Origin of the sequence: Kitasatospora sp. NPDC057500 (genome assembly GCF_042802195.1) — a bacterium.
Lineage (GTDB): Bacteria > Actinomycetota > Actinomycetes > Streptomycetales > Streptomycetaceae > Kitasatospora.
Window position 1 is genome coordinate 1 of sequence record NZ_JBHVER010000059.1, and the last position, 19,481, is coordinate 19,481.

The following is a 19,481-nucleotide window of genomic DNA, read 5'->3' on the forward strand; positions in this document are numbered from 1 at the left end:
AAGGGCGCGGCCCCGAAAGGGTGGCCACCCCCCCCCGCCCACCCGCGCATAAACCAGGGGGGGGCGCCCGTCCTACGGCGGGGCGCAGCCGGAGGTCCTCGCCCGAGGGGGCGAGGGCCAGCCGGTGATGGCGCGCGCGAGGGCGCCCGCGGCATCACCGGCCCAGCACCGCGAGGGCGCGGTACTGGGGGAGGAGAAGCCCGCCACCGCAGCCTCGCCCACCGCCACCAGCGCGCAGACCGCTGTTGCTCCGCGACCTCTGCGCGCTGCCGAGATCGCCGCGAAGCGCCGAAAGCACAAGCGCCGTACCCGCGACGCCGCGAACCTGAAGAACGACAAGATCACGGTCCGCTTCAACCCCGACGAAGCCGCAGTGCTCCGCCGACGCGCAGGCGAGCGTGGCATCTCGGTCTCCGCCTACATCGCCCGCAAGGCCCTGGCCGAAGACGGTGGCGTCGCCGAGTCTCGTGACGAGCAGTTGGACGCGGCGATCGAGGAGCTGGTCGCGGTCCGTCCGCAGCTCGCGGGCATCGGCCGGAACATCAACCAGATCGCGCGCCTGGGCAACATGGGCGTCGCCCAGGAGTCTGGTCCCGTCCGCGACGCTTTCATCGCCGGGGCCGTGCTGGCCAACGCGGTCCGCGAAGCGGTGGCGGACATCGACCATGTCGGCGCGCGCCTGGCGAAGGCCGTCCGCAGTTGATCAGCAAGCCGGTCCGCGGCGGCAACACCATGGGCGCGCTGATCTACCTGTTCGGGCCCGGCGAGGAGCACGAGCACACCGATCCGCACATCGTCGCGTCCTGGGACGGCTTCGCGCCGGACCCGGGGCGCGACCCGGCGGCGACCCTCGGGCAGCTGAGGGACGCCCTCGATCTCCACGTCGTCCGCTACCGGGCGAAGAGAAAGTTCGCGAAGCACGTCTACCACCGACCGGTCCGCGCGGCCCCCACCGACCGGATCCTGACCGACGAGGAGTGGGGCGACATCGCCCGCCGGGTCGTGGCCGCCGCCGGCATCGCCCCGGACGGCGACGAGGACGGCTGCCGCTGGGTGGCCGTCCGGCACGCCGACGACCACATCCACATCCTGGCCACGATGATCCGCGCCGACCTCACCCAGGCCGACATCTGGGAGGACCAGTACAAGGTCGAGGCCGAACTCACCAGGATCGAGCGCCAGTACGGGCTCAAGGACCTCTCCGACACCCGCACCCGCGCCTACCGGGACGCCATCCCCAAGCGCGCCACGGGCGCCGAACTGCGCAAAGCCCAGCGCCTCGGCCGGGAGGGAACCGACCGCGACCGCCTGCGCACCGCCGTCCGCCAAGCCTTGGCCGGGGCCGCGGACGAGGAGGAGTTCACCGCCCGACTCGCCGCGCAGGGCGTCCTCCTCGGCGTGCGCCGGGCGCCGTCCGGCGACGTGACCGGCTACAAGTTCGCCCTCCCCACGGGCGACGACAGCGGTCCGATCTGGTTCTCCGGAAGCAAGCTCGCCTCCGACCTCACCCAGCCCAAGATCCAAGCGCGCTTCACCGCCGGCATCGACCAGCCCTCCCACCCCACACCCGAGAGGAGCACCCGGCCCGCCGCCGGACGCCACCACGCCAGCACCACCGTCGAACGCGTCTACCCGGTGTTCGACGACGAGCAGGACACCGCCCGCGCGGAAGCAGTGATCCGGGGCGGCCTCGAAGTCCTCGACACGCTCGCCGCCACCAGCCCGCCCCTCAGCAGGAAGGAGATCCACCAGGCCGCCCGCGCCCTCGAATACACCCGCATCACCCACACCCGCGCCGCCGACGCCGAACTGCGCGCGATGCGCTCCATCGCCCGCGAACTCCTCCACGCCGGTCCCACCTCGGGCCGGGGCGAGGACGGCACCGCCGCCGCCACGATCCTGACCAGCCTCGTGTTGCTCGCGATCGTGATCGCCAAGTGGCACGCCGCCCAAGGCCACCAACGCCAGGCCGAAGCCGCCCACGCCGCAGCGGCACACCTTCGCGCCGCCTACGCCCGGCACGCCGCCAAACCGCTCGCCCACCTCACCCTCGAAGGCCGGCACCTGCCCGCCGTCGTCCAGGACCGGCAGGAAGCGGCGCTCCGCCGCGCGCTGCCCGCCGACCAGGCCACCCGCCTGCTCGCCGAGGACACCTGGGCGGCGCTCGCCGCCACCCTCGCCCAGGCCGAAGCGGCCGGCCACGACCCCCATGCCCTGCTCGCCCAGGCCGCCGGACGGCGCGAACTCGCCAGCGCCGACTCACCCGCCGCCGTCCTCACCTGGCGCATCCGTCGCGACACTCGCCTCCCAGCCCCCGCACGGGCGACCACACCGGAGGAGCGTCGCACCAACGCCGCCCTCTCCAGGAGCACCACCGGCCGCCCCGCCACTGCGGCGGTGACCGCGACCACGCAGCCGCCCAGGCCGCCGGTGCCGCCCGCACTTGGGGAGGGACGCCCCAGGCGGTAACCACCAGCCCTCGCCCGGGCCAACCAGCCCGGCCCACCACCGCACCGGTGCAGGCGCACCTGTCGCGCGCCCGCACCGGCCAACCCGCACCTCTACCCGCTCAAGGAGCCATGTGAAGGCCCACCCCCTCACCGCCACGTTCCCGACCATGAACGAGGCCGACCTGCTCGACCTCGCCCAGGGCATCAAGGAAGACGGCCAGTACGAGCCCATCCTGCTCGACACCGACGGCGTCCTGCTGGACGGCCGCAACCGCCTCGCCGCCTGCAAGCTCGCCGGCGTCGAACCCCGCTTCACCACCTACACCGGCGATGCCCCCGCCGCCGACGTTGCCTGGTCGCTCAACGTCCGACGCCGCCACCTCACCCAGGGCCAGCGCGCCATGATCATCGCCAAGGAGCGTTCAGCTTCGAAATCTTCCGCGCGAGCCGACGCCGCCACCTACGGCATCAGCCCCGCCCGCGTGTCCCTTGCCACCACGGTGATCAAGTACGCCCCAAGCCTCGTCCGTCCGGTGATCACCGGGGCGATGGGCCTGGACGCCGCCTACGAGCAGGCCCGCAAGAACAAGGCCGACGCCAAGGCCAAGCAGGCCCAGTACGACCTTCTCCGCGACCGAGCCCCCGACCTCGCCGCACGCGTCACCGAGGGCGACCTCGACCTGCCCGCGGCGCTCACCGAATTCGAGCGCCGCCAGGAGGAGGACCGGCTGCGCGCGCAGGTCGAGCAGGCCGACGCCGTCCGCGCCGCCGACGGCGACACCCAGCCGACCTTCATTCAGCTGGTCGACGACGGCCTCATCGACTGGCCCGAGGCCGCCCAGCGCGCCGACCACTTCCACACCCAGCGCCAGGATGCCATCCAGCACTCCCAGCAGGCACTCCACCTGATCGCCGACCACTGGGCCACCATCCGCAGCCTCGCCCTCCGGCCCGACAGCGCCTTCACCCGCGAGGTCCTCGACGGCCTGGTTCCCGAGACGCAGGCCCTTGCCGAGCACCTCCTCGCCCGCGAAGCTGGCGCCTCGCTCACCGGTCGAGACTGATCCGACGCCCAGCACGAGGCTTTCCGGAAAATCCGCAGTGGATTTCCGGGGAAATGCCATTAAGTTCTCCGGGAAAAGGCCGCCGAGACTGCCTGTTTACGACCTGTGGTGCGGTCATAATTTTGGCCCTTTCCGTGTTCTCTCTGGTTAATTCACGGGTTGGCCCTGTCGATCGCGTGAATCGGTTCAGGATCGATGGGTTCTTGATATATCGACCTTGATCATTCATCCCAATCCATGGAAAGCTCGAAGCCGGCAGCCTCGATTTCGTGGGGATCGGTAAGCGTCAGTGAGCAGGCCGGACAGTGTAGGCGTTCGAAGCGGGCAGTAGTTCGTGTCCTCTCTGGGTGGCTGCAGTAGTCGGCGCAGCCGCAATCATCAAATTCGAGCTGTCCTTGAAGCTCGCCAGTCATTCCTGGAGTCGAACAACCTGGGCAGTCAAACACAATCTCCGCCTCAGCAGATGGCTGCGTGACGCCTATGTACCATCCACGCTCTGTCGGAGTTTTGTCGAACCCCTCGGGGATATTTGGCCGGAGTGCCCCGAAGAAGGCTTCGGTGACGGCTCTGCTGACAAGGAGCCGCACAGTCAGGACATTCGCAGCTTGTGTCCGGCGCGGCTGCTCGACTCTAATGACTTCGTTGAGCCACGCCCTGCCAGAAAGTCCTCGGGGCCACGGAACGTGCGGCTCGGGTGGAAGTGGCAGCAGCCCGTGTTCAGCAAGGAGCGCCTCCGCGGCCTGCTGCGCTCGCCGGCTGACCGCGCTGAGTGCTGTGCAGACTGATGCCCGGAGGACGGACTCAGTGATCTCGCGCTGATGGTCCTTGCTGCGACGCATTGAGCCCCACCGAGGGAGCGTACTGACGATCGAGGTCACGACTGGAACCACGGCATCTACCGCATACGCGGCTTCTGTCCTGGCCAAGGTTTCTGCGGCCTCCTCCATGTTGGAAGCTGCTGCCCCACCACCTACAGCGGCAAGCGAAGCAACCTGGGCGAGATCGCCAAAGACGAGCTCGTAGTCTCCCCAGAAATCGGAAGACGGCACAGATAGATGCTTGCGCGTGGCCTCGGCAACCTTAATGGCAACCGAGAGTGTCTTCCCTGCGCGATCCTCCACGTGGTATGCGGAGTGGGCGACGCCGTTCCGGTCATCTATTACCTGATTGAAATCCTGCAAGGATACCGGCATGCGCCCCTGCATAACCACTGAGGCGTCCTTGAACGAGTCCGCGAGGCCGATGGTCCTTCCTTGAATAAGTGGGGGGACACCTGGCTGGTCACCGAATCCATGGGCGTGGAACTTGAACGCGCGATCTGAGCGGTCGGAGATGAAGGTAGGGTCAACCTTGCACAGGACGGCCTTGAGTGCATGCTCACATCCCATCCCCGCATGCAGGACAGCGAAGCGCCTGTTGCCAGCACGCCATGAGTCCAGAGCTGCTCGCATTAGCTCCGCCGCTAGCCCCATGAACCGCTCGTACTCGCGCATCATTCCTGGTTGATCCTCCCTGCTTGGCACAGATCGACTGAGCGTATCCAACGGACAACTACCGCGACACCTGGATTCCGCGCAAGATCACCGTCCTAGCCATCCGGTGTTCGGATCACTCTGAGGATGAAGACACATGGCACTGCATGCTGGTAACCCGTTGCCGAGCGGATCCGCCGGTGAGATTCAGGACCAGTGCGGCCCAACACGGCTGGAGTTGCTACAGAACACGCATGGCGGGAGCACGACCTCGCTTCCACTGGTCTCACTGCCGCTCGCGACAGCAGTGGGGACGAGCGGGGTGGGAGTCGTTCGATCGGTTATGGGACCCGACCCTGGTGGGTCACCTGTCGGCGCGGTGCGGAGCCTGGCCTGACCGGCACCGGGGCTGCAACCAGTCGGTGGCGGCCATCGAGAGCGACGTGCCAAGTCCCCTTCCAGCATTGGCCGCAGAGTGTGATCGTGATCGCTCGCGATGCTTCGATCTTCCGCCCGTACGTGTGCTACGTTCCGTGGTCCAACCGAAAACAGGTGACCCCGGCAGCGCGCCAACGCTCCGGGGTCCGGCAACAGGAGCCAGAACTCCCAATGCGTGTCCATCGTAGCGCCCACGTGCGCAACTTCACCGTGCTGCCCAACGCCGTCCTGCAGTACCGACGGCTCTCCTACACCGCCCGCGGTCTGCTCGCGGACCTCCTCTCCCGCCCCGACGGCTGGCGCGAGGACGGCCGGCACATGGCCGACACCAGCCCCCAGGGGCGCGGTGCCATCCGCAAGGCTTTGAAGGAGCTGGCCGAGGCGGGCTTCTACCGGGTCGAGAAGACCCGCATGCCCGACGGCACGATCATCACCGAGACCCACGTCTACGACACCCCGCAGCTCACGGTGCCACCGGGTGCCACCCGTCCGGCCTCCGGTGAAGCGACCACCGGCGGTCCTGACGCCCTTCCAAAGGACCTGGTGAAAGAACCCTCCTTCCCTACCGAGCAGACCGTCGAGCCGGTCCTCGCCGACGAGCCGCAGGCGAGGACGGGAGGGCGGAAGGAAGACTTCGAGGAGGAGACTGACGAGCAGCTCGGCGAGGCGGTTGCCACCCTGTTTCGGGTGATCCGTCCCGAGCCGCGCCTGCGGCTCGGCCAGGCCGAAGCCGAGGAACTCGCACCCCTCGTCGCACGGTGGTTGGAGCGCGGCGCGACCCAAGCCGACCTCGCCCAGGCCCTGCTGCCTGGCCTGCCCGTCCCGTTGCACTCGGCGGTCGCGGTGCTCCGTTACCGGCTGGAGCGCAAGATGCCGCCTGTTCAGCCCGTCGTGCGGCCCGCAGCGGCCCGGTACGCCGAGTGCGCGAAGTGCCACGACCCGATGCCCCAGCCGGGGATCTGCCGGGCGTGCGCGGGCCTCGGTGCGCGAACGGTCGGCGTCGGCGGGGGCGAGGCGGTCACCCACAGCGGCGCGGCCCGCGCTAAGGAAGCCTTGCGCGCCGCCAGGACCGCTGGCCTGCACCTGGGCAGCCTGGCGGCAGCCCGGTAACGCTGCGGGCCCAGCGTCACCGAGTCGGCAACGGTCACGCCGCCATGGCGGGCAGCGCGCGCAGGCGCTCGCGGAACTCGGCGACGGCGGGCTCGGCCGCGTGCGGCTTGAGGTAGCCGTCGAACTTGGTGAGGCGGTTGACCGCGCGGAGGGAGTGGACCTTGGTTTCGAGGAGGCCGAGGCCGCAGTTGGCGGCGTCGAGGGCGCCGTCGAGGTCCTTGCCGGCGAGGCGGGCGGTGGCGAGGCGGCCTGATCGGACGGCCTGGTCGCGGGGGACAGCGTGGTCGATGGAGGAGGCGAGGGCGCTGGTGGCGCGCTCGACCTGGCCGGCGCGGAGCATGATCTTGCCCTCGGTGGAGCTGAGCTGGGCGTCGCCGTACCAGGAGAGCCAGGGCGGGAGCTGGTCGCCGCCGTTCCTGGACCAGAGGTCGTGGGCGCGGTTGAGGGCGGAGCCGGCCTTCTGGTGCCGGCCGTCGCGGGAGAGGCTCTCGGCGTGGTGGAGTTCGAGGTAGCTGCGGACGCCGGGCTGCATCGTCGAGGGGGTGTTGGCGAGCGCGGTCTCGACTTGGGCGACGCGCTCGGCCGGGTTGCCGGCGTCGGAGAGGTGGACGCCCATCTCGGCCAGCAGGAAGGCACCGAGGGCGTCGTCGCCGACGGTCTTGGCGGCGCGCAGGGCGCCGAGGTAGTACTGCTGGCCAGCTGAGCGCAGGCCGCTGTCGTAGGCCATCCAGCCGGCGATGTAGTTGACCTGGGCGGCCAGCCCGTACATGCGGGCCTCGACGGCTTCGGTGTGGCGACCCTGCTTGAGCAGGGTGGTGATGATCGCCAGGTCGCCGCGGGCCTGTTCGATGAGGCGGGCGCCGCCCATCTGGGCGTCCAGGGTCTGGAGGGTGGCGACACGGGCTTCGAGGGTGTCGACCATGGAGTCGGTCACCTGGTCGCCGTTCAGAGCGGAGGCGAAGGCGGGCGAGGCCGAGGCCCAGCTCGCGGCGACGGTGGCCATGGCGGCCCCGGTGATGGTGAGAAAGCCCCGCCGATCCATATGACCACTCCTGACCAGTTCCACCAGTACGTCCACGGTACCGGCCTTCGTCCACGGCGCCGTGACGCCGGTCACCTCCCAGACAGGAAGCCACTGCGGCCACGGATTGGCAATCAGGGTACGGGGATTGACCCCCAGCAGATCGGCCAGAACGTACTGCGCATCCGGTTCGGGTTCCTGGCCCTGCTCCCACTTCCAGACCAGCGTCCGGTTGGTCGCCAGGTTGATCTTCAGCGAGGCGCCGTGATCGCACATTATGCGCGCGAACTGGATCTTTCCCCATCCGCGCAACCGCAGCAGGTGGGTCAGTGGGTGGGCCGCCAGAACGTCCGCGCTCATCTCAACCCCCGTTGATGCAAGACCTGTTGGTGAGCGTACTGCTACCCGCCGTAGCGCGGGCCGTGTCGACGAGAAACCCCCCAGAAACGTTCCTGGACATGCCGCAGCGCCGCGACTCTGGACCCGCCGCCACCGACCGGAGGAGGGCAACAGGGGAGGGAGTCATGGACGCAGCCGAACGCCGGTACCCGGCCCGCCGCAGCAGGCGCCGGGGCGCGCAGCACGACCCGATGGGGACGGCGCTCACCACGCTCTGGGGGCTCGGCCACCTCGCCGTCCTCGCGCTGCTCGGGCTCGCCGCAGAGCACCAGCTCGGCAGCGACAACCCGCGTTTGGCAGCGCCGGGACTGTCCCTGCCCGACCACGAACCGGCCGCCTGACACGGCCAGCCCCGAGTGGAACACACGAGCAGAACAGGAGAAGCGATGAGCACAGCTCCACCGACCGAACGCTCCCCGGCCCCGACGGCCTGGAAGGAGACCGGCACCGTGGTCCTGCCAGGTGTCCTGGAGAAGACCCGCTTCGAGGTGATCCAAGCCGAAACCCTGGCCCGCCTCGACCTGGCCACCCCGTACATCCGTGAGGAGGCCACCGCCCACCGGGACGGGTCTTTCGCTTCCCCCGTTCACTGCGGTTTCCTCCCGGCAGGGCCCGAGTTGGAGCGGCTGGCCTACGACAAGCACCTGCTGACGGCGCTGCGCGAGGCGACCGGTCTCAGTCGGCTGGTGCCGCGCGGCGGTGCGGTCGTCGTCTACCGCAAGGGCGACTTCCAGGGCCTGCACACGGACACAGTGAAGGCCACCGTCACGGTCGGTATTGCGCTCACCAAGGACCTGCCCGCCATGGGCTGGGCGCCCGGCCTGTGCGACGCCCACCCGGACCGGCTCGCCGAGGTCGTCGCCGAGCACGGTCTGTTCCCCGAGGGCGAGGACTTCACCGAGCTGAGCCACCCGTACGCGGACGGCTCGGTCAGGGCGTTCGCTGGCTACAACGTGCCGCACTGGCGGCAGCGGCACCCCGGCGGCACGGACCTGCTCGCGACGCTCTCCTACATGGACCTGTGAAGGGGCCGGCGATGCTCCGCCAGACATGGCTGGCCGAAGGCCGGGCCGAGGTACCCGCCGATGCGATCGATTCCGGGCTCTGGGACGAGATCGCGGCCGAGGCCGAGCAGTGCGTGCCGCACGCGGTGGTGCGGCACAATCAGCGGGCGGGCCTGTTGGTGATGCGGGACGGCTCGATCACGTCCCCTCAGCGCTGCAAGGTCCACCCCGGCGGCAGGGCGCTCACCACCCTCGCGATGTCCAAGGCCCTCGCCGAGGTCGCCGGCGAGGCCACCGGCCGGGCCCGGCTGACGCCGATCCGCTACGGCCTGAAGTTCTACAGCCCCGGCGACTACATGCACGCGCACCGCGACGACGGCAAGTGCGGCATCACCTTCAGCTGCGGCCTCACCCCGGGCCTCGGGGCGATGGGCTGGCTGCCCAACCTGCGCTGGCTGGACACGCGGCAGGTCGCCGACCGGCTCGCCGACACCCCCTACCCGGCTGGTGGCGAGGAGTTCCCGATCCGCCACCGAGCCCTCACCGGATTCGACGGAAGCCGAATCCCCCACTGGCGTACCCCGCTCGACTCCCAGTCGCGCGAGGTGCTGATCACCATCTGCTTCACCGACCTCTCGGTGCGGCAGTAACCCACTCCCAGAAGGAGGCACCGTGCCCAACATCGAGCACGTCACCCCGCAGATCGACCCGGCTGACTTCGTCGCCGAGCTGCACGCCGACGGCGACCTGCCGCAGAACGTCGGCGGCGACCCGTCCGTGCCGGACTCCGCCTTCCCCGACACCCACGTCTACCAGCAGCCGGGCCTGTAGCCGCCGCCTGACCGCCTGACCGCTTGACGGTCGGGCCGACCCGGTGCCCGGCTGCCGACGCTCCCATGACCTGAGCGCGGCGGCCGGGCACCGCCGTCCCCCCCCACGAGGAGAGCGATGCGCAAGACGTACTTCGCGGGCACCCACCGCACCCGGCACCCGGTGGACACCTGGCAGGACATCAAGCCCCTGCTCGGCACGTACGGCATCACCCGTGTCGCCGACGTCACCGGGCTGGACACCATCGGCATCCCCGTCACCATGGCCGTCCGGCCCCTCGCCCGCACCCTGGCCGTCGCCCAGGGGAAGGGGACGACTCTGGACGCCGCCCGCGTCTCGGGCGCCATGGAAGCGATCGAAGCCTGGCACGGCGAACACGCCCTGCCAGCAGTCGCGGTCTCCCAGGCCCCGGCCCGAGGCCTGATCCTGCCCTACAGCGTGACCTCGTTCGAACAGCATGCCGGCAGCCTGCTGACCGACCACACGACGCTGGACTGGATCCCCGCCCGCTCCGCACTGGACGGCACCCCAGCCCTTGTCCCGGCAGCCTGCGTCCAGCTCGGCCGCCAGGCCCACACCGGCTGGCGGATGCACCTGCCCAGCGCCTCCACCAACGGGCTCGCCTCCGGCAACACCCGCGCCGAGGCACTCGCCCACGCCCTGTACGAGCTGATCGAACGCGACGTCGTCAGCGACCTCGCCGACGGCTGCGGCCCGCGAGCCGAGCGCATCGACCCGGCGTCCGTCGCCGAAGAGCACTGCCACCACCTGCTCGACCGGCTGGCAGCCGCCCGTGTCTGGGTCGAGCTGTGGCACCTGCCCAACCGCTACGACATCCCCGTGATGGCCTGCTACCTGTGGCGCGAGGACCAGCCCGTCACCCTGGTGAGCGGCACCGGAGCCCACCGCGACCCCGCGGTCGCGCTGGCCCGGGCGATCACCGAGGCCGCACAGTCCCGCCTCACCCAGATCGCCGGAAGCCGAGAGGACATCCCCGCCGCCGTCCACCGACCCGGCCGCACCCACCTCGGGCCCGTACGATCACCCGACCCGGGCGAACCGTGGGACCGGGCTGTCTGCGAGTACCTTCCGCCGCAGTCGGACCACGACCACGAGGAAGCCCAGCACCTGGCCGGCATCGTGGCCGCCGCAACTCAAGCCGAACCCCTCGTCGTCGACCTCACCTGGGGACCGTACGCCCGCACCGAGTTCTCCGTGGTCAAGGTCCTCGCGCCCGGCTTGCGCTACGGATCCCGGCACACCGTCCCCCGCCCGCAGGAGATCGCGGCATGACCATCCACGTCTTCGCCGGTCCCACCATCCCCGCCACGGGCATCCGCGCGATCCTTCCGCACGCCCACTGCCACCCGCCGGCCCGACACGGAGACCTCCTCGCCCTCGCCCCCTCCCCGGAGGACACCGTCGTCATCATCGACGGGCTGTGGCACCAGAGCGCCCCCGTACGGCACAAGGAGATCCTCGCAGTGCTCGCTGCCGGGACCACCGTCGTCGGCGCCGCCAGCATGGGTGCCCTGCGAGCCGCCGAACTCGCGCCCTACGGCATGCACGGCGTCGGCTCGATCTATCGGGACTACCTCACCGGCGTACTGGACGCCGACGACGAGGTGGCCGTCCTGCACAGCCCCACGGGCGAACCACTGTCCGAGGCCCTGGTCAACATCCGCACCGCGCTCGCCCGTTGCGCAGCCACCGGCCTGATCACCGCCGACGAGGCCGTCTCCCTCCTCGCCATCGCCCGCGACCTGCCCTACGACCGGCGCTCCTGGCCGGCCATCGGCCAGGCCACCCGGACCGCGCACCTGACCGACCTGTACGACCGGGTGAACCTCTGGCGCCGGACCAACCCGTACGACCTGAAGCGCGAGGACGCCGAGACCGCTCTCCGGCTGCTCGCTGAAGGTTCCCCGCCCGCGCTGGAACAGGATGGGTGGCGGCACGAGCCGTGGCCGACCAGCTTCGTACGCTACTGGACCTCCGCATACCGGCCAGGACCGCACGGCATGCCGGTCCTCGCCGCCCTCCAGTACCAGCAGCTGTACGACCCCGGCTTCCCCGATCGTTGGCGAAGGCACGTCGTGGCCACGATCGGTGGAAGCCCCGCCACCGCGGACGAAGCCCTGCTCGACATGGCGGCGATCAGAACTGCCGCCGAGCAGGGCCTCCACCTCACCCACCTCACACAGGCACAGGCCGCCTACTGGCTCACCCCGGCCGAACTCCTCCTCGACCCGGACGAAGCCCTGCTGCGGATCATGGTCAGGTCCGCCCGGCTCGACGGCGCCTGGACCGCGTGGCCGGCCACCTGGGACGAGGCGGCCCAACGGCTCCTCCAGGACGCCGAGCCGACCGCCGCCGCTATAGCTGCCGCGTTCCGCTTCAACGCGGCCGTCGCAGCAGCCGACCCGCGGCGGACCACCGCCCACCTCGACCCGGACCGCCTCGGTCGGCACCTGCGCGACGTCTGGGGGCTGGCCGATGGTGCAACCGGGACCGCCCTCGACGCGGCTGCCCGCGACCGGGCGTTCCGCGACTTCGCCGGGGCCGTGGAGGTCGCCCGCGCCTTCTACCTGTACAGCAGGGCGGCGACGGGATGACCACGCTGCCGTCGTGGCCCCGGCTCGTCAGGCACCGACCGCGTCCGCCAGCTCGGCCTCGATGTCCGCCAGCTCGGCCAGCATCCGGCGGGCCGCCACCGTCCGCAGGTGCCAGAACCGCTCGTAGATCCCCCGGCCCGGCAGCTGGTTCTCCCCGTACAGGGCGTCCACGCCGAACCAGGAGGTCAGGTTGTGCAGCAGAGCCATCCGCGCCGCGTACACAAGCTCCGGCCGGACTTCCGCCGGCACGTGCTCCGCATACGCGGTCACGGCCGCGACCGCGGACTTCCGCCAGTCCGGGGACTCCGCCACTGTGAACGGTTCGAAGGCCGCACGGCCCAACTCCCAGGTTGGGAAAGCGATTCGGGCCTGAATGTCGATCACGCCGACAAGCTGGTCCCTGCTGTCCCAGAGCAGGTTGGCGCCGGTCGCGTCGAAGTGCACGATCTGCTCGCGCGGGGACTGCGGCAATCCAGCCTGCAACTCGGCCAGGGAGCCCAGTTGGGCGATCCGCTCCTCGACCTCCGTGCGTCGGGCCAGGTCGTCGGCGTCCTGCTCGGGCGCGGCGTCGATCAGCGCCAGGAGCTCCCGGCCGCGGTCCTGCAGGGCATCGCCCCGGTGGGACCACCAGTGGTTCGTGTTCGCCTTGAAGCCCTCGCGCGGATGGTCCGCCAGCACGTTGTGCAGCCGGCCGAGCGCATCCCCGATCTGCTCACCGTGGACAGGCGTGTACGGCAGTTCCAGCGAGGCGCCGTCCACCCAGTCCCACAGTGAGGCCGCGACCTCGCCATGTCGGGCGATGCTGCGTCCCCCCAGGTCCGGGTGCATTGCGGGGAACGGGCTCCCGGCCGAACGACCCAGCTCCGACACGGTGATCCGCCCGGCCATCACGTCCAGCTTCGCCCGCCGCGGGTACGCCTTCACGAAGAGCCGCCCCCTCTCGGTCTCGGCGGCGAAGTTGTCCGTCTCCGTCCCCAACGGGATCACGGTCACCGAGGCGTCGTGCAGGCCGTACTGCTCGGCGAGCGCGTCGGTGATCTGCTCGGCAGAGACCTCGCCGGGCGACGGGGAAGAGGAGGAAGAAGGCACAAGTACTCCCAGAGCGGGGCATTCACGACGGCCGGTGCCAGCCTATCCATCACGCGCCCGGCGCTCCCGCACTTCCCACAAACAGAGACCCGCCCTCCGCTCACCCGAGGAGCCACCCGTGAACGTCCGCCCCGCCACCGCCGCCGATGCAGCCGAACTCGCACGCATGCGAGCCGCGTTGCTCCGCAAATCCACAGACGGCACCGCGTGGCAGGACCGCCTCCGCGACCACCTGCGTCACGGCCTCGCGGACGGCGCCCAGATGGCCGCCTTCGTCATCGACAACCCCGCCGGCGGCCTGGCCTCCGCCGCCCTCGGCACCACCCACCAGGCCCTCCCCAGCCCCCGCCACGACGGACTCACCGGCCACATCCACCTCGTCGTCACCGAGCCGGCCTTCCGACGCAACGGCTGGGGCCGCCTGGTCACCGTCGCCCTCGTCCACTGGCTCCGCCAACAGGGGTGCGCAGTGATTAACCTGCACACCACCGACGATGCCGAACCCCTGTACCGAAGCCTCGGCTTCACACCCAATACCCGAGCGATGTATTTCTCTTCCCCGTAAGGGAATCGGCGGCTACGGCCTCGGCCTACGAAATGACGCCGGACGCCACGGTCCTGGCCGCCTTCGTGTTCCTGCTGCTCTCCTGAACGAACTCCTAGTGTTGGATCTACGGGTAGATGGCAGCCCCGAGTTCGAGCGTTTGGGCGACGGCCGCAGAGGCGGCAGCGTTGGTGAGGGCGCCGAGGACGATGCGTTTGACGCCCCGCCAGCGCCTGCCGCCCTGCTCAAGGTCGTGGCCGTTTCGTTCGAGGGCGTCGACGTCGTCGGCGAAGTCCTGGGCGTCCAGGCCTTCGAGCCCGAGCTGGGGAGCGATCGCGCGCAGGCAGGCCACCAGATCGGTGAGAGCCTGCTGGTCCACGTTGTTGTTGGTCACGGTCAGCGTGTTGTTGTCGCCGGCCGACAGGTTGCTGTTGCTCACAGGCGGCCGTTCGCCGACCGTCACGACCGGCCGAACCATCTCGTCTTCGCGAGGCTCCGTCAGGACCTAGGCCACCGTCTCGCGGGCAATGACGAGCCGCTCCCACGCGGCCTTCGCCTCCCACAGCCCGGCCTGAAGTGCCTCCACCCGCTGCCGGGCGACCCGCTCACGTTCCTCCAGCAGCCCCATCACCGACGGCACCCCATACCTCCACCAAAGAGTCGAAACGAAACCTCATCTCTGCCGCCGAAGCGCTGGTCCCATCCCTGACCAGCGGAAACGCGCCCATCACGCTCGGAAAGACACGGCTTCTGAGGCCGCCAGAGTCCCCACAAGTGGGTGGGACCGTTGCACCCGAGCGCGGCACGCATGGGGGCCGAAAGCCTCTGGCTGTGAAGCGCTCGCGTGAGATGATCCATGTCTCACGGCCCTGGGGGGGTTCGAAAATCCGTGGCGATCACCGTCGACGACATTGCACAGGCGGATGCGCTGGCGGGCGCCACGCAGTACCAGGTGTCCCCGTTCTTCGCGCGAACCCCCCAGGCTCAGAACGCGGCCTGCCCATGGCACCTGGTCGCACTGGCCCCGGAAGGATCTCAGGAACGGGCAGCGGTGGCCTGGATTGTCGCGAACGCCATCATGCGGCACCGCTCCGGTCGCTCGACAGCCTATGACCTGTGGCGATCCGCGGCCGTAACGGGCACGCCACTCGATCAGGCCGGGGCCTCACGGGTCTCGGTCTGCGTGAAGCCAGTATTCGGGTTGCCGACGAACCCATCCAACGCTGCGGACCATGTACCAGGGCACGTGGGTGAATGGCTCTGGTATCTATTCATGAGGGAAGAAGACTCGTCTGACCGGAAAGTAGCGTTCCTGGAACCACCAAGCTGGAGCGTAACCGAGGGCGGCGGCGACGGTTTTGTCGTGCATCGGCCAATCGGAGATCCAGACGCCTCGCTGCTGTTCCGCCTCTGGGAGATCAAGAAGTTCACCGGCACGGGATCCGTCAGCGGGACGATCACTGATGCTGCCTCCCAGCTCAAGGAGCGTGGCCTCGAGTACCTGGCTAAGCTCTGCAGCTCGCATGCGGACGAGCAGGGCGACGTCGGCCTGCTGATGTCCCAGCTTGTGGAGCTGTGGATCCAGGCCCACCCCAGCGGCGGCGCCGGCGTAAGCGTGTCCACCAACACCGCCTCATTGCCCAAGCGAAGCGCCTTCACCCAGGTATCCAACTATCTGCCAGATCTCCGGCACCCAGGACAGCTCCAAGGGTTGATCGTTGCAGTTCAGGACTTCGCGAAGTTCGCCGACCTGGTGAAGGAGTATCTGTGGAGCGCACTCTGAGCCTGCCTGTCCTGCAGTCTGCCCTGGGCCCGCTGCGCACTTCAACGCTGCCAAGTCCCGAGGAGCTGATGCGCCTCATCGCCGGTATAGAAGTCCGCGCGATGATGCACAGGCTCGAGGTTGACGAGGCGGTACTGCGCACTGCCTGGTACCTGCACGGCGTCACAGCGCTCCCGGAGGCTGCTGAGCTTTACAGCCCGGCGCGCCAGAGGCACGCTTTCGCGGTCAGCGCTCACATCTTCGACTTGGCGCTCGCTGATGAGGAGAGGCCGACCCCCGAGCGCCTGTCCTTGGCTTTCGGTGCGCAGATCGGCTACCGGCGCTGTAGCCAGGAACCCAACGCCACAGCGGTCTGGCGTCGGGTAGCCGAGTTGTGTCACGGGCCGGATCCGTTGAGCCTGGACCTGGAAGAGAGGCCGCTGGCGGCTTTGGATGCCATCGAGACGCTTTCCCTCGAGGCCGGAGTTGCGTTCCTCGGTTTTGACACCGGACGGCTGTGGGATCTGTTGCGGCACTGGCGCCGCCAACTGGGCGAGCTGCAAGGTCTTCTCGGTCTAGACCATCTGCAAAGTACGTTGTTCGGGCCGACCCAGGACGTGGTGAACGCAGTTGCGGACCTGACAAACTACCTCGTTTTCGGTGCGCGTGATCGCCTTCGGCGGGCCGAGGACGCTCTTGAGCGAGTGGTGAGCGGCCGCAGTGGGAGAGGCGACATCAATGCCCAGTGGGTGGCAGCCCACCTTCTTCGGTTGCTGGGCGATCTCCGTGCGGGCAGCCTGCACGAGTTGCTGCCACCCGATGGCCGACAGGCGGTCGCCCAAGCCTTCACCCTGACGTCGCCGCCAGTGTTGACCTTGTGGCAGCCCCAGCGAGAGCTCCTCAGCCGGGGCGCAGCCAATCCGCTGGACCCAGCAACGGGCAGGCTTCTGGTGAGCGTCCCCACCAGCGCTGGCAAGAGCCTGATTTCTCAACTGATCATGTGCTCGCATCTGGCCTCCGTACCTGGGCGCGCCATCTACGTATCGCCGCTGCGAAGCCTGGCGCGGGAGATGCGGCGTTCCCTGCGTGAACGGTTGCGAGTCCTGGATCGAGAGATGGATGCAGACATTCCGGACTTCCCTAGCTCGTGGCATCTCCCTGGTGAGGATGATGAATCCGCAGACGTAGAGGTCATCACTCCCGAGCGGCTCATGCACGCCTTGCGGAACGATCCGGAGCAGGCACTGCAGGACGTGACCCTGATTGTGGTGGACGAGGCCCATCACATGGCCCAAGGGAGGCGCGGTTTCCTTCTGGAAGGGCTGCTGGCGTTCTGCCAGACCTATCCTGATGCTCCCCGCCTTGTCCTTCTCTCGGCAGCTGTCGGCAACGGCGCCGCGCTGGCCTCCTGGCTCTCCCCCGGGGCTCCCGAGGTGCTGTTTACCTCCGCGTGGCGCGGACCGCGGCGTCTGCACGGTCTGCTGTCCACCACGGCATCCTGGGAAGAGAAAGTCACCACGCGGCGGCGGTCGGCAGGCTGGCCATGGCAGACCACCGTCCCTTTGTCGGTTGACATCAGCTTGCGCCCCGCAGAGTCGATGACTCCTATTCAACTGTCGACTACCCGAGTTGGTGAGCTCGTCCTCAAACATCGTGAAGAGACGAGCCTGAGGGAATGTGAGAAGGACAAGAACAAGAGCACGGCCGCGTACAAGATGTTCGCTGCAGCAGCGACCCTGCTACTGCCTGCAGGCGCCATGCTCGTGGTCGCCGGCACCCGAGACAGGGCTCAGTCCACGGCGCTGGCGATGGCAGAGCACCTACCCGAGTACGGGCCGGCCGTGGAGCTAGCCCAGCTCTTCGCCGAGCAGTTGGGTGAGGAGCATCCCCTCATCGGCTGTACTCGCCGTGGAGTGGCCTTCCACCACGCAGCGCTCCCCGATGACGTTCTGGAAGCGGTCGAGGACGGCCTTCGCGGCGGGCGACTCCTGGCTGTGGCCAGCACGAGCACGCTGACCGACGGCGTCAACCTTCCAGTCCGTACTGTATTGATCACAGCTGACCTGGACCACGATCAAGCCTCCGATCGCGCCACCGGATCCCCGGGACTTGATGCGGCACGGCTACTCAACGCCGTCGGTCGGGCCGGTCGGGCCGGCCAGGAGAGCGAGGGGTGGATCCTGCTCGCGCTCAGCCGCGAAATTGATGCCGAGGATTACGACCTGTTCTCCCCCAGCAACGAGCAGCTGCAAGTCCGCTCCGCCCTGGCCGATCACACCGCGCTGGAGGCATTGGCGGCTGCTGAGTCGGCAATCGCCACAAGCGCGGATGGCGTCCTGGCGGTAGCGCAGGGTATGGCCGCCGACTTCATTAGCTTCGTGTGGTTCGTGCTCGATGCTCACGCGCACCTCGAAGCTGGCATGCCTAATCCACTCGGTGTAGTCGATCGCCTGCTGGCCATGCAGCAGCTCCCCGAACCGGCACGGGAACGCTGGCGCGCCCTTGCGCAGATCACCAGGACCCGCTATAATGCGGCAAACCCGGCCACCCGACGGCGATGGACCAGCACCGGAACAAGCCTGCTCAGCGCCCGCACACTCGATGATCTCGCCCGCCGGGTCGCACGACGCGTGCTGGTCATCGAGGCGGACGTGGACGACTTCGACCTATGGTCTCGGATCGAACCCGAGGAACTGTCGCTGGCGAAGACGCTTCGGATCCTCGAGGAAGAGCGGGTCTACGAAGTCCTCCTGCAGCTGCCCGAGCGGGAACGGGCCTGGCAGTTCCACGACCGTCGCAGGGGCAAGAACCGTCAGGCGGTCAACGTCGACATCGTTGCTGCCATCCGCGCCTGGATCGCAGGCACATCCATCCCCGCCATGGCCCGGCAGTGGCTTCCGAACGCAGACATCGACTGGGCGCTAGAGCAGGCCGTCTCCAACATCAGCGTCACCTTTGAGCACTACCTGTCCTGGACACTCGGCGCCCTCATCAACATGGTCAACGAGCAGCTGACTAGCGAGTTCGCCCCTGTGCGCCTGCGCACAACCACTGCCTGGTGCGTCCGCTACGGAGTCGACACTGATCAGGCACTGAACCTGCTCGTCCACGGCATTCGCTCCCGCACTCTCGCCTACCGAATCGGCCGCCAGGCCGACGCCGAGAACGTTCCTCTCACCAGTCTCACCACCTGGCTGGCTGCCCAGCACCTCCCCGGATGGCAGGACCGCTACGGGCCAACTGCCCTGGAGACCGATGACCTCCTCGAGTACGTCCGCAAGCGCCGCCGCAGCCTGCTACGCGCGCTCCTGGCCGGGCGAAATGCCGAGTTGACAGTCGAGACCTATCCGGCCGGAGGCGCGACGCAGACCAGCGTCAACCTGATGTGGACCGACACGAAGCCAGCCAGCGAAATCCTTGTCACGGACCAATACAGCGTCCGCGGTCGCATCGCCGCTCACGACCACAGCGACATTGCTGCTGTTCTTCGCAGCGGTCTTGTGATCGATGCGTCCTTGAACGGAAGCATCCTGTTGCTGCGCCACTCAGCGGCAGAACAGTAGGCCAGCGGTTGTTCCGTGATGAGCTGATGAGCCTTCAGGGTGTGCGCCCGGTGCCCGGTGGTGGGCAGCGGTGGCAGTGGGTGCAAACGCTGGTTCCGCGTGCCTGTCAAGGCCAAGCA

Annotated in this window: 18 protein-coding genes; 13 read left to right on the forward strand and 5 right to left on the reverse strand. The window is 68.9% G+C overall.

All coding sequences use genetic code 11. The annotated features are described in order from the left end of the window. Positions 1 to 127 precede the first annotated feature (127 nt). The 3 genes from ACFU74_RS15390 (at position 128) to ACFU74_RS15400 (ending at position 3,514) form a co-directional block, all read left to right on the forward strand. Positions 128 to 703 (forward strand): plasmid mobilization protein, encoded by a 576-nt coding sequence (locus ACFU74_RS15390; RefSeq protein WP_380756689.1) that lies wholly within the window; start codon positions 128 to 130, stop codon positions 701 to 703. Further along, positions 700 to 2,469 (forward strand): relaxase/mobilization nuclease domain-containing protein, encoded by a 1,770-nt coding sequence (locus tag ACFU74_RS15395; protein WP_380756622.1) that lies wholly within the window; start codon positions 700 to 702, stop codon positions 2,467 to 2,469. The genes ACFU74_RS15390 and ACFU74_RS15395 overlap by 4 nt, the downstream gene beginning before the upstream one ends. A gap of 112 nt (positions 2,470 to 2,581) precedes the next feature. Beyond that, complete coding sequence (locus ACFU74_RS15400; RefSeq protein ID WP_380756625.1) at positions 2,582 to 3,514, forward strand: ParB N-terminal domain-containing protein; 933 nt, start codon at positions 2,582 to 2,584, stop codon at positions 3,512 to 3,514. Positions 3,515 to 3,735: 221 nt separating this feature from the next. On the opposite strand, the gene ACFU74_RS15405 is transcribed toward ACFU74_RS15400, so the two are convergent. Continuing rightward, positions 3,736 to 5,010, reverse strand: coding sequence for a hypothetical protein (locus tag ACFU74_RS15405; protein WP_380756627.1), 1,275 nt, complete (start codon positions 5,008 to 5,010; stop codon positions 3,736 to 3,738). Between the two features lie 609 nt (positions 5,011 to 5,619). Between ACFU74_RS15405 and ACFU74_RS15410 the strand changes: the two genes are divergently transcribed. Further along, on the forward strand, positions 5,620 to 6,534 hold the full coding sequence (locus tag ACFU74_RS15410; RefSeq protein WP_380756629.1) for a hypothetical protein: 915 nt from the start codon (positions 5,620 to 5,622) through the stop codon (positions 6,532 to 6,534). Between the two features lie 34 nt (positions 6,535 to 6,568). Here ACFU74_RS15410 and ACFU74_RS15415 read toward each other — a convergent pair whose 3' ends face one another. Further along, positions 6,569 to 7,915, reverse strand: coding sequence for a transcriptional regulator (locus tag ACFU74_RS15415; RefSeq protein ID WP_380756631.1), 1,347 nt, complete (start codon positions 7,913 to 7,915; stop codon positions 6,569 to 6,571). 164 nt (positions 7,916 to 8,079) lie between these two features. Between ACFU74_RS15415 and ACFU74_RS15420 the strand changes: the two genes are divergently transcribed. The 6 genes from ACFU74_RS15420 (at position 8,080) to ACFU74_RS15445 (ending at position 12,404) form a co-directional block, all read left to right on the forward strand. Then, on the forward strand, positions 8,080 to 8,295 hold the full coding sequence (locus ACFU74_RS15420; RefSeq protein WP_380756633.1) for a hypothetical protein: 216 nt from the start codon (positions 8,080 to 8,082) through the stop codon (positions 8,293 to 8,295). 45 nt (positions 8,296 to 8,340) lie between these two features. Beyond that, positions 8,341 to 8,979 (forward strand): hypothetical protein, encoded by a 639-nt coding sequence (locus tag ACFU74_RS15425; RefSeq protein WP_380756635.1) that lies wholly within the window; start codon positions 8,341 to 8,343, stop codon positions 8,977 to 8,979. Between the two features lie 11 nt (positions 8,980 to 8,990). Continuing rightward, a complete protein-coding gene (locus tag ACFU74_RS15430; protein ID WP_380756637.1) occupies positions 8,991 to 9,608 on the forward strand; it encodes a hypothetical protein in 618 nt (205 codons plus the stop codon). A 22-nt stretch (positions 9,609 to 9,630) separates the two neighbouring features. Further along, complete coding sequence (locus ACFU74_RS15435) at positions 9,631 to 9,789, forward strand: hypothetical protein (protein ID WP_350884747.1); 159 nt, start codon at positions 9,631 to 9,633, stop codon at positions 9,787 to 9,789. Between the two features lie 117 nt (positions 9,790 to 9,906). After that, positions 9,907 to 11,082, forward strand: coding sequence for a YcaO-like family protein (locus tag ACFU74_RS15440; protein ID WP_380756640.1), 1,176 nt, complete (start codon positions 9,907 to 9,909; stop codon positions 11,080 to 11,082). Continuing rightward, positions 11,079 to 12,404 (forward strand): TfuA-like protein, encoded by a 1,326-nt coding sequence (locus ACFU74_RS15445; protein ID WP_380756643.1) that lies wholly within the window; start codon positions 11,079 to 11,081, stop codon positions 12,402 to 12,404. The genes ACFU74_RS15440 and ACFU74_RS15445 overlap by 4 nt, the downstream gene beginning before the upstream one ends. Positions 12,405 to 12,431: 27 nt before the next feature. Here ACFU74_RS15445 and ACFU74_RS15450 read toward each other — a convergent pair whose 3' ends face one another. Beyond that, on the reverse strand, positions 12,432 to 13,493 hold the full coding sequence (locus ACFU74_RS15450) for a phosphotransferase enzyme family protein (protein ID WP_380756645.1): 1,062 nt from the start codon (positions 13,491 to 13,493) through the stop codon (positions 12,432 to 12,434). 118 nt (positions 13,494 to 13,611) lie between these two features. On the opposite strand from ACFU74_RS15450, the gene ACFU74_RS15455 reads away from it, so the two are divergent. Continuing rightward, complete coding sequence (locus ACFU74_RS15455) at positions 13,612 to 14,058, forward strand: GNAT family N-acetyltransferase (RefSeq protein ID WP_380756647.1); 447 nt, start codon at positions 13,612 to 13,614, stop codon at positions 14,056 to 14,058. A 106-nt stretch (positions 14,059 to 14,164) separates the two neighbouring features. Here the strand turns inward: ACFU74_RS15455 and ACFU74_RS15460 are convergent, their stop codons facing one another. Further along, on the reverse strand, positions 14,165 to 14,476 hold the full coding sequence (locus ACFU74_RS15460) for a hypothetical protein (protein WP_380756649.1): 312 nt from the start codon (positions 14,474 to 14,476) through the stop codon (positions 14,165 to 14,167). Positions 14,477 to 14,542: 66 nt separating this feature from the next. Then, positions 14,543 to 14,677, reverse strand: a complete 135-nt coding sequence (locus tag ACFU74_RS15465) for a hypothetical protein (protein ID WP_380756651.1) — start codon at positions 14,675 to 14,677, stop codon at positions 14,543 to 14,545. 249 nt (positions 14,678 to 14,926) lie between these two features. Between ACFU74_RS15465 and ACFU74_RS15470 the strand changes: the two genes are divergently transcribed. Both ACFU74_RS15470 and ACFU74_RS15475 read left to right on the forward strand, forming a co-directional pair. Next, entirely contained in the window at positions 14,927 to 15,820 is an 894-nt protein-coding gene (locus ACFU74_RS15470; RefSeq protein ID WP_380756653.1) for a hypothetical protein, read from the forward strand. After that, the gene (locus ACFU74_RS15475; RefSeq protein WP_380756655.1) at positions 15,805 to 19,362 is read left to right on the forward strand and encodes a DEAD/DEAH box helicase; all 3,558 of its coding nucleotides are present in this window, start codon (positions 15,805 to 15,807) and stop codon (positions 19,360 to 19,362) included. The genes ACFU74_RS15470 and ACFU74_RS15475 overlap by 16 nt, the downstream gene beginning before the upstream one ends. Positions 19,363 to 19,481 lie beyond the last annotated feature (119 nt).

Excerpts from the sequence above, each read along its gene's own strand:
- ACFU74_RS15390 (WP_380756689.1), top strand. The coding sequence starts at position 128 with ATGGCGCGCGCGAGGGCGCCCGCGGCATCACCGGCCCAGCACCGCGAG.
- ACFU74_RS15405 (WP_380756627.1), bottom strand. The coding sequence starts at position 5,010 with ATGATGCGCGAGTACGAGCGGTTCATGGGGCTAGCGGCGGAGCTAATG.
- ACFU74_RS15415 (WP_380756631.1), bottom strand. The coding sequence starts at position 7,915 with ATGAGCGCGGACGTTCTGGCGGCCCACCCACTGACCCACCTGCTGCGG.
- ACFU74_RS15420 (WP_380756633.1), top strand. The coding sequence starts at position 8,080 with ATGGACGCAGCCGAACGCCGGTACCCGGCCCGCCGCAGCAGGCGCCGG.
- ACFU74_RS15425 (WP_380756635.1), top strand. The coding sequence starts at position 8,341 with ATGAGCACAGCTCCACCGACCGAACGCTCCCCGGCCCCGACGGCCTGG.
- ACFU74_RS15430 (WP_380756637.1), top strand. The coding sequence starts at position 8,991 with ATGCTCCGCCAGACATGGCTGGCCGAAGGCCGGGCCGAGGTACCCGCC.
- ACFU74_RS15440 (WP_380756640.1), top strand. The coding sequence starts at position 9,907 with ATGCGCAAGACGTACTTCGCGGGCACCCACCGCACCCGGCACCCGGTG.
- ACFU74_RS15445 (WP_380756643.1), top strand. The coding sequence starts at position 11,079 with ATGACCATCCACGTCTTCGCCGGTCCCACCATCCCCGCCACGGGCATC.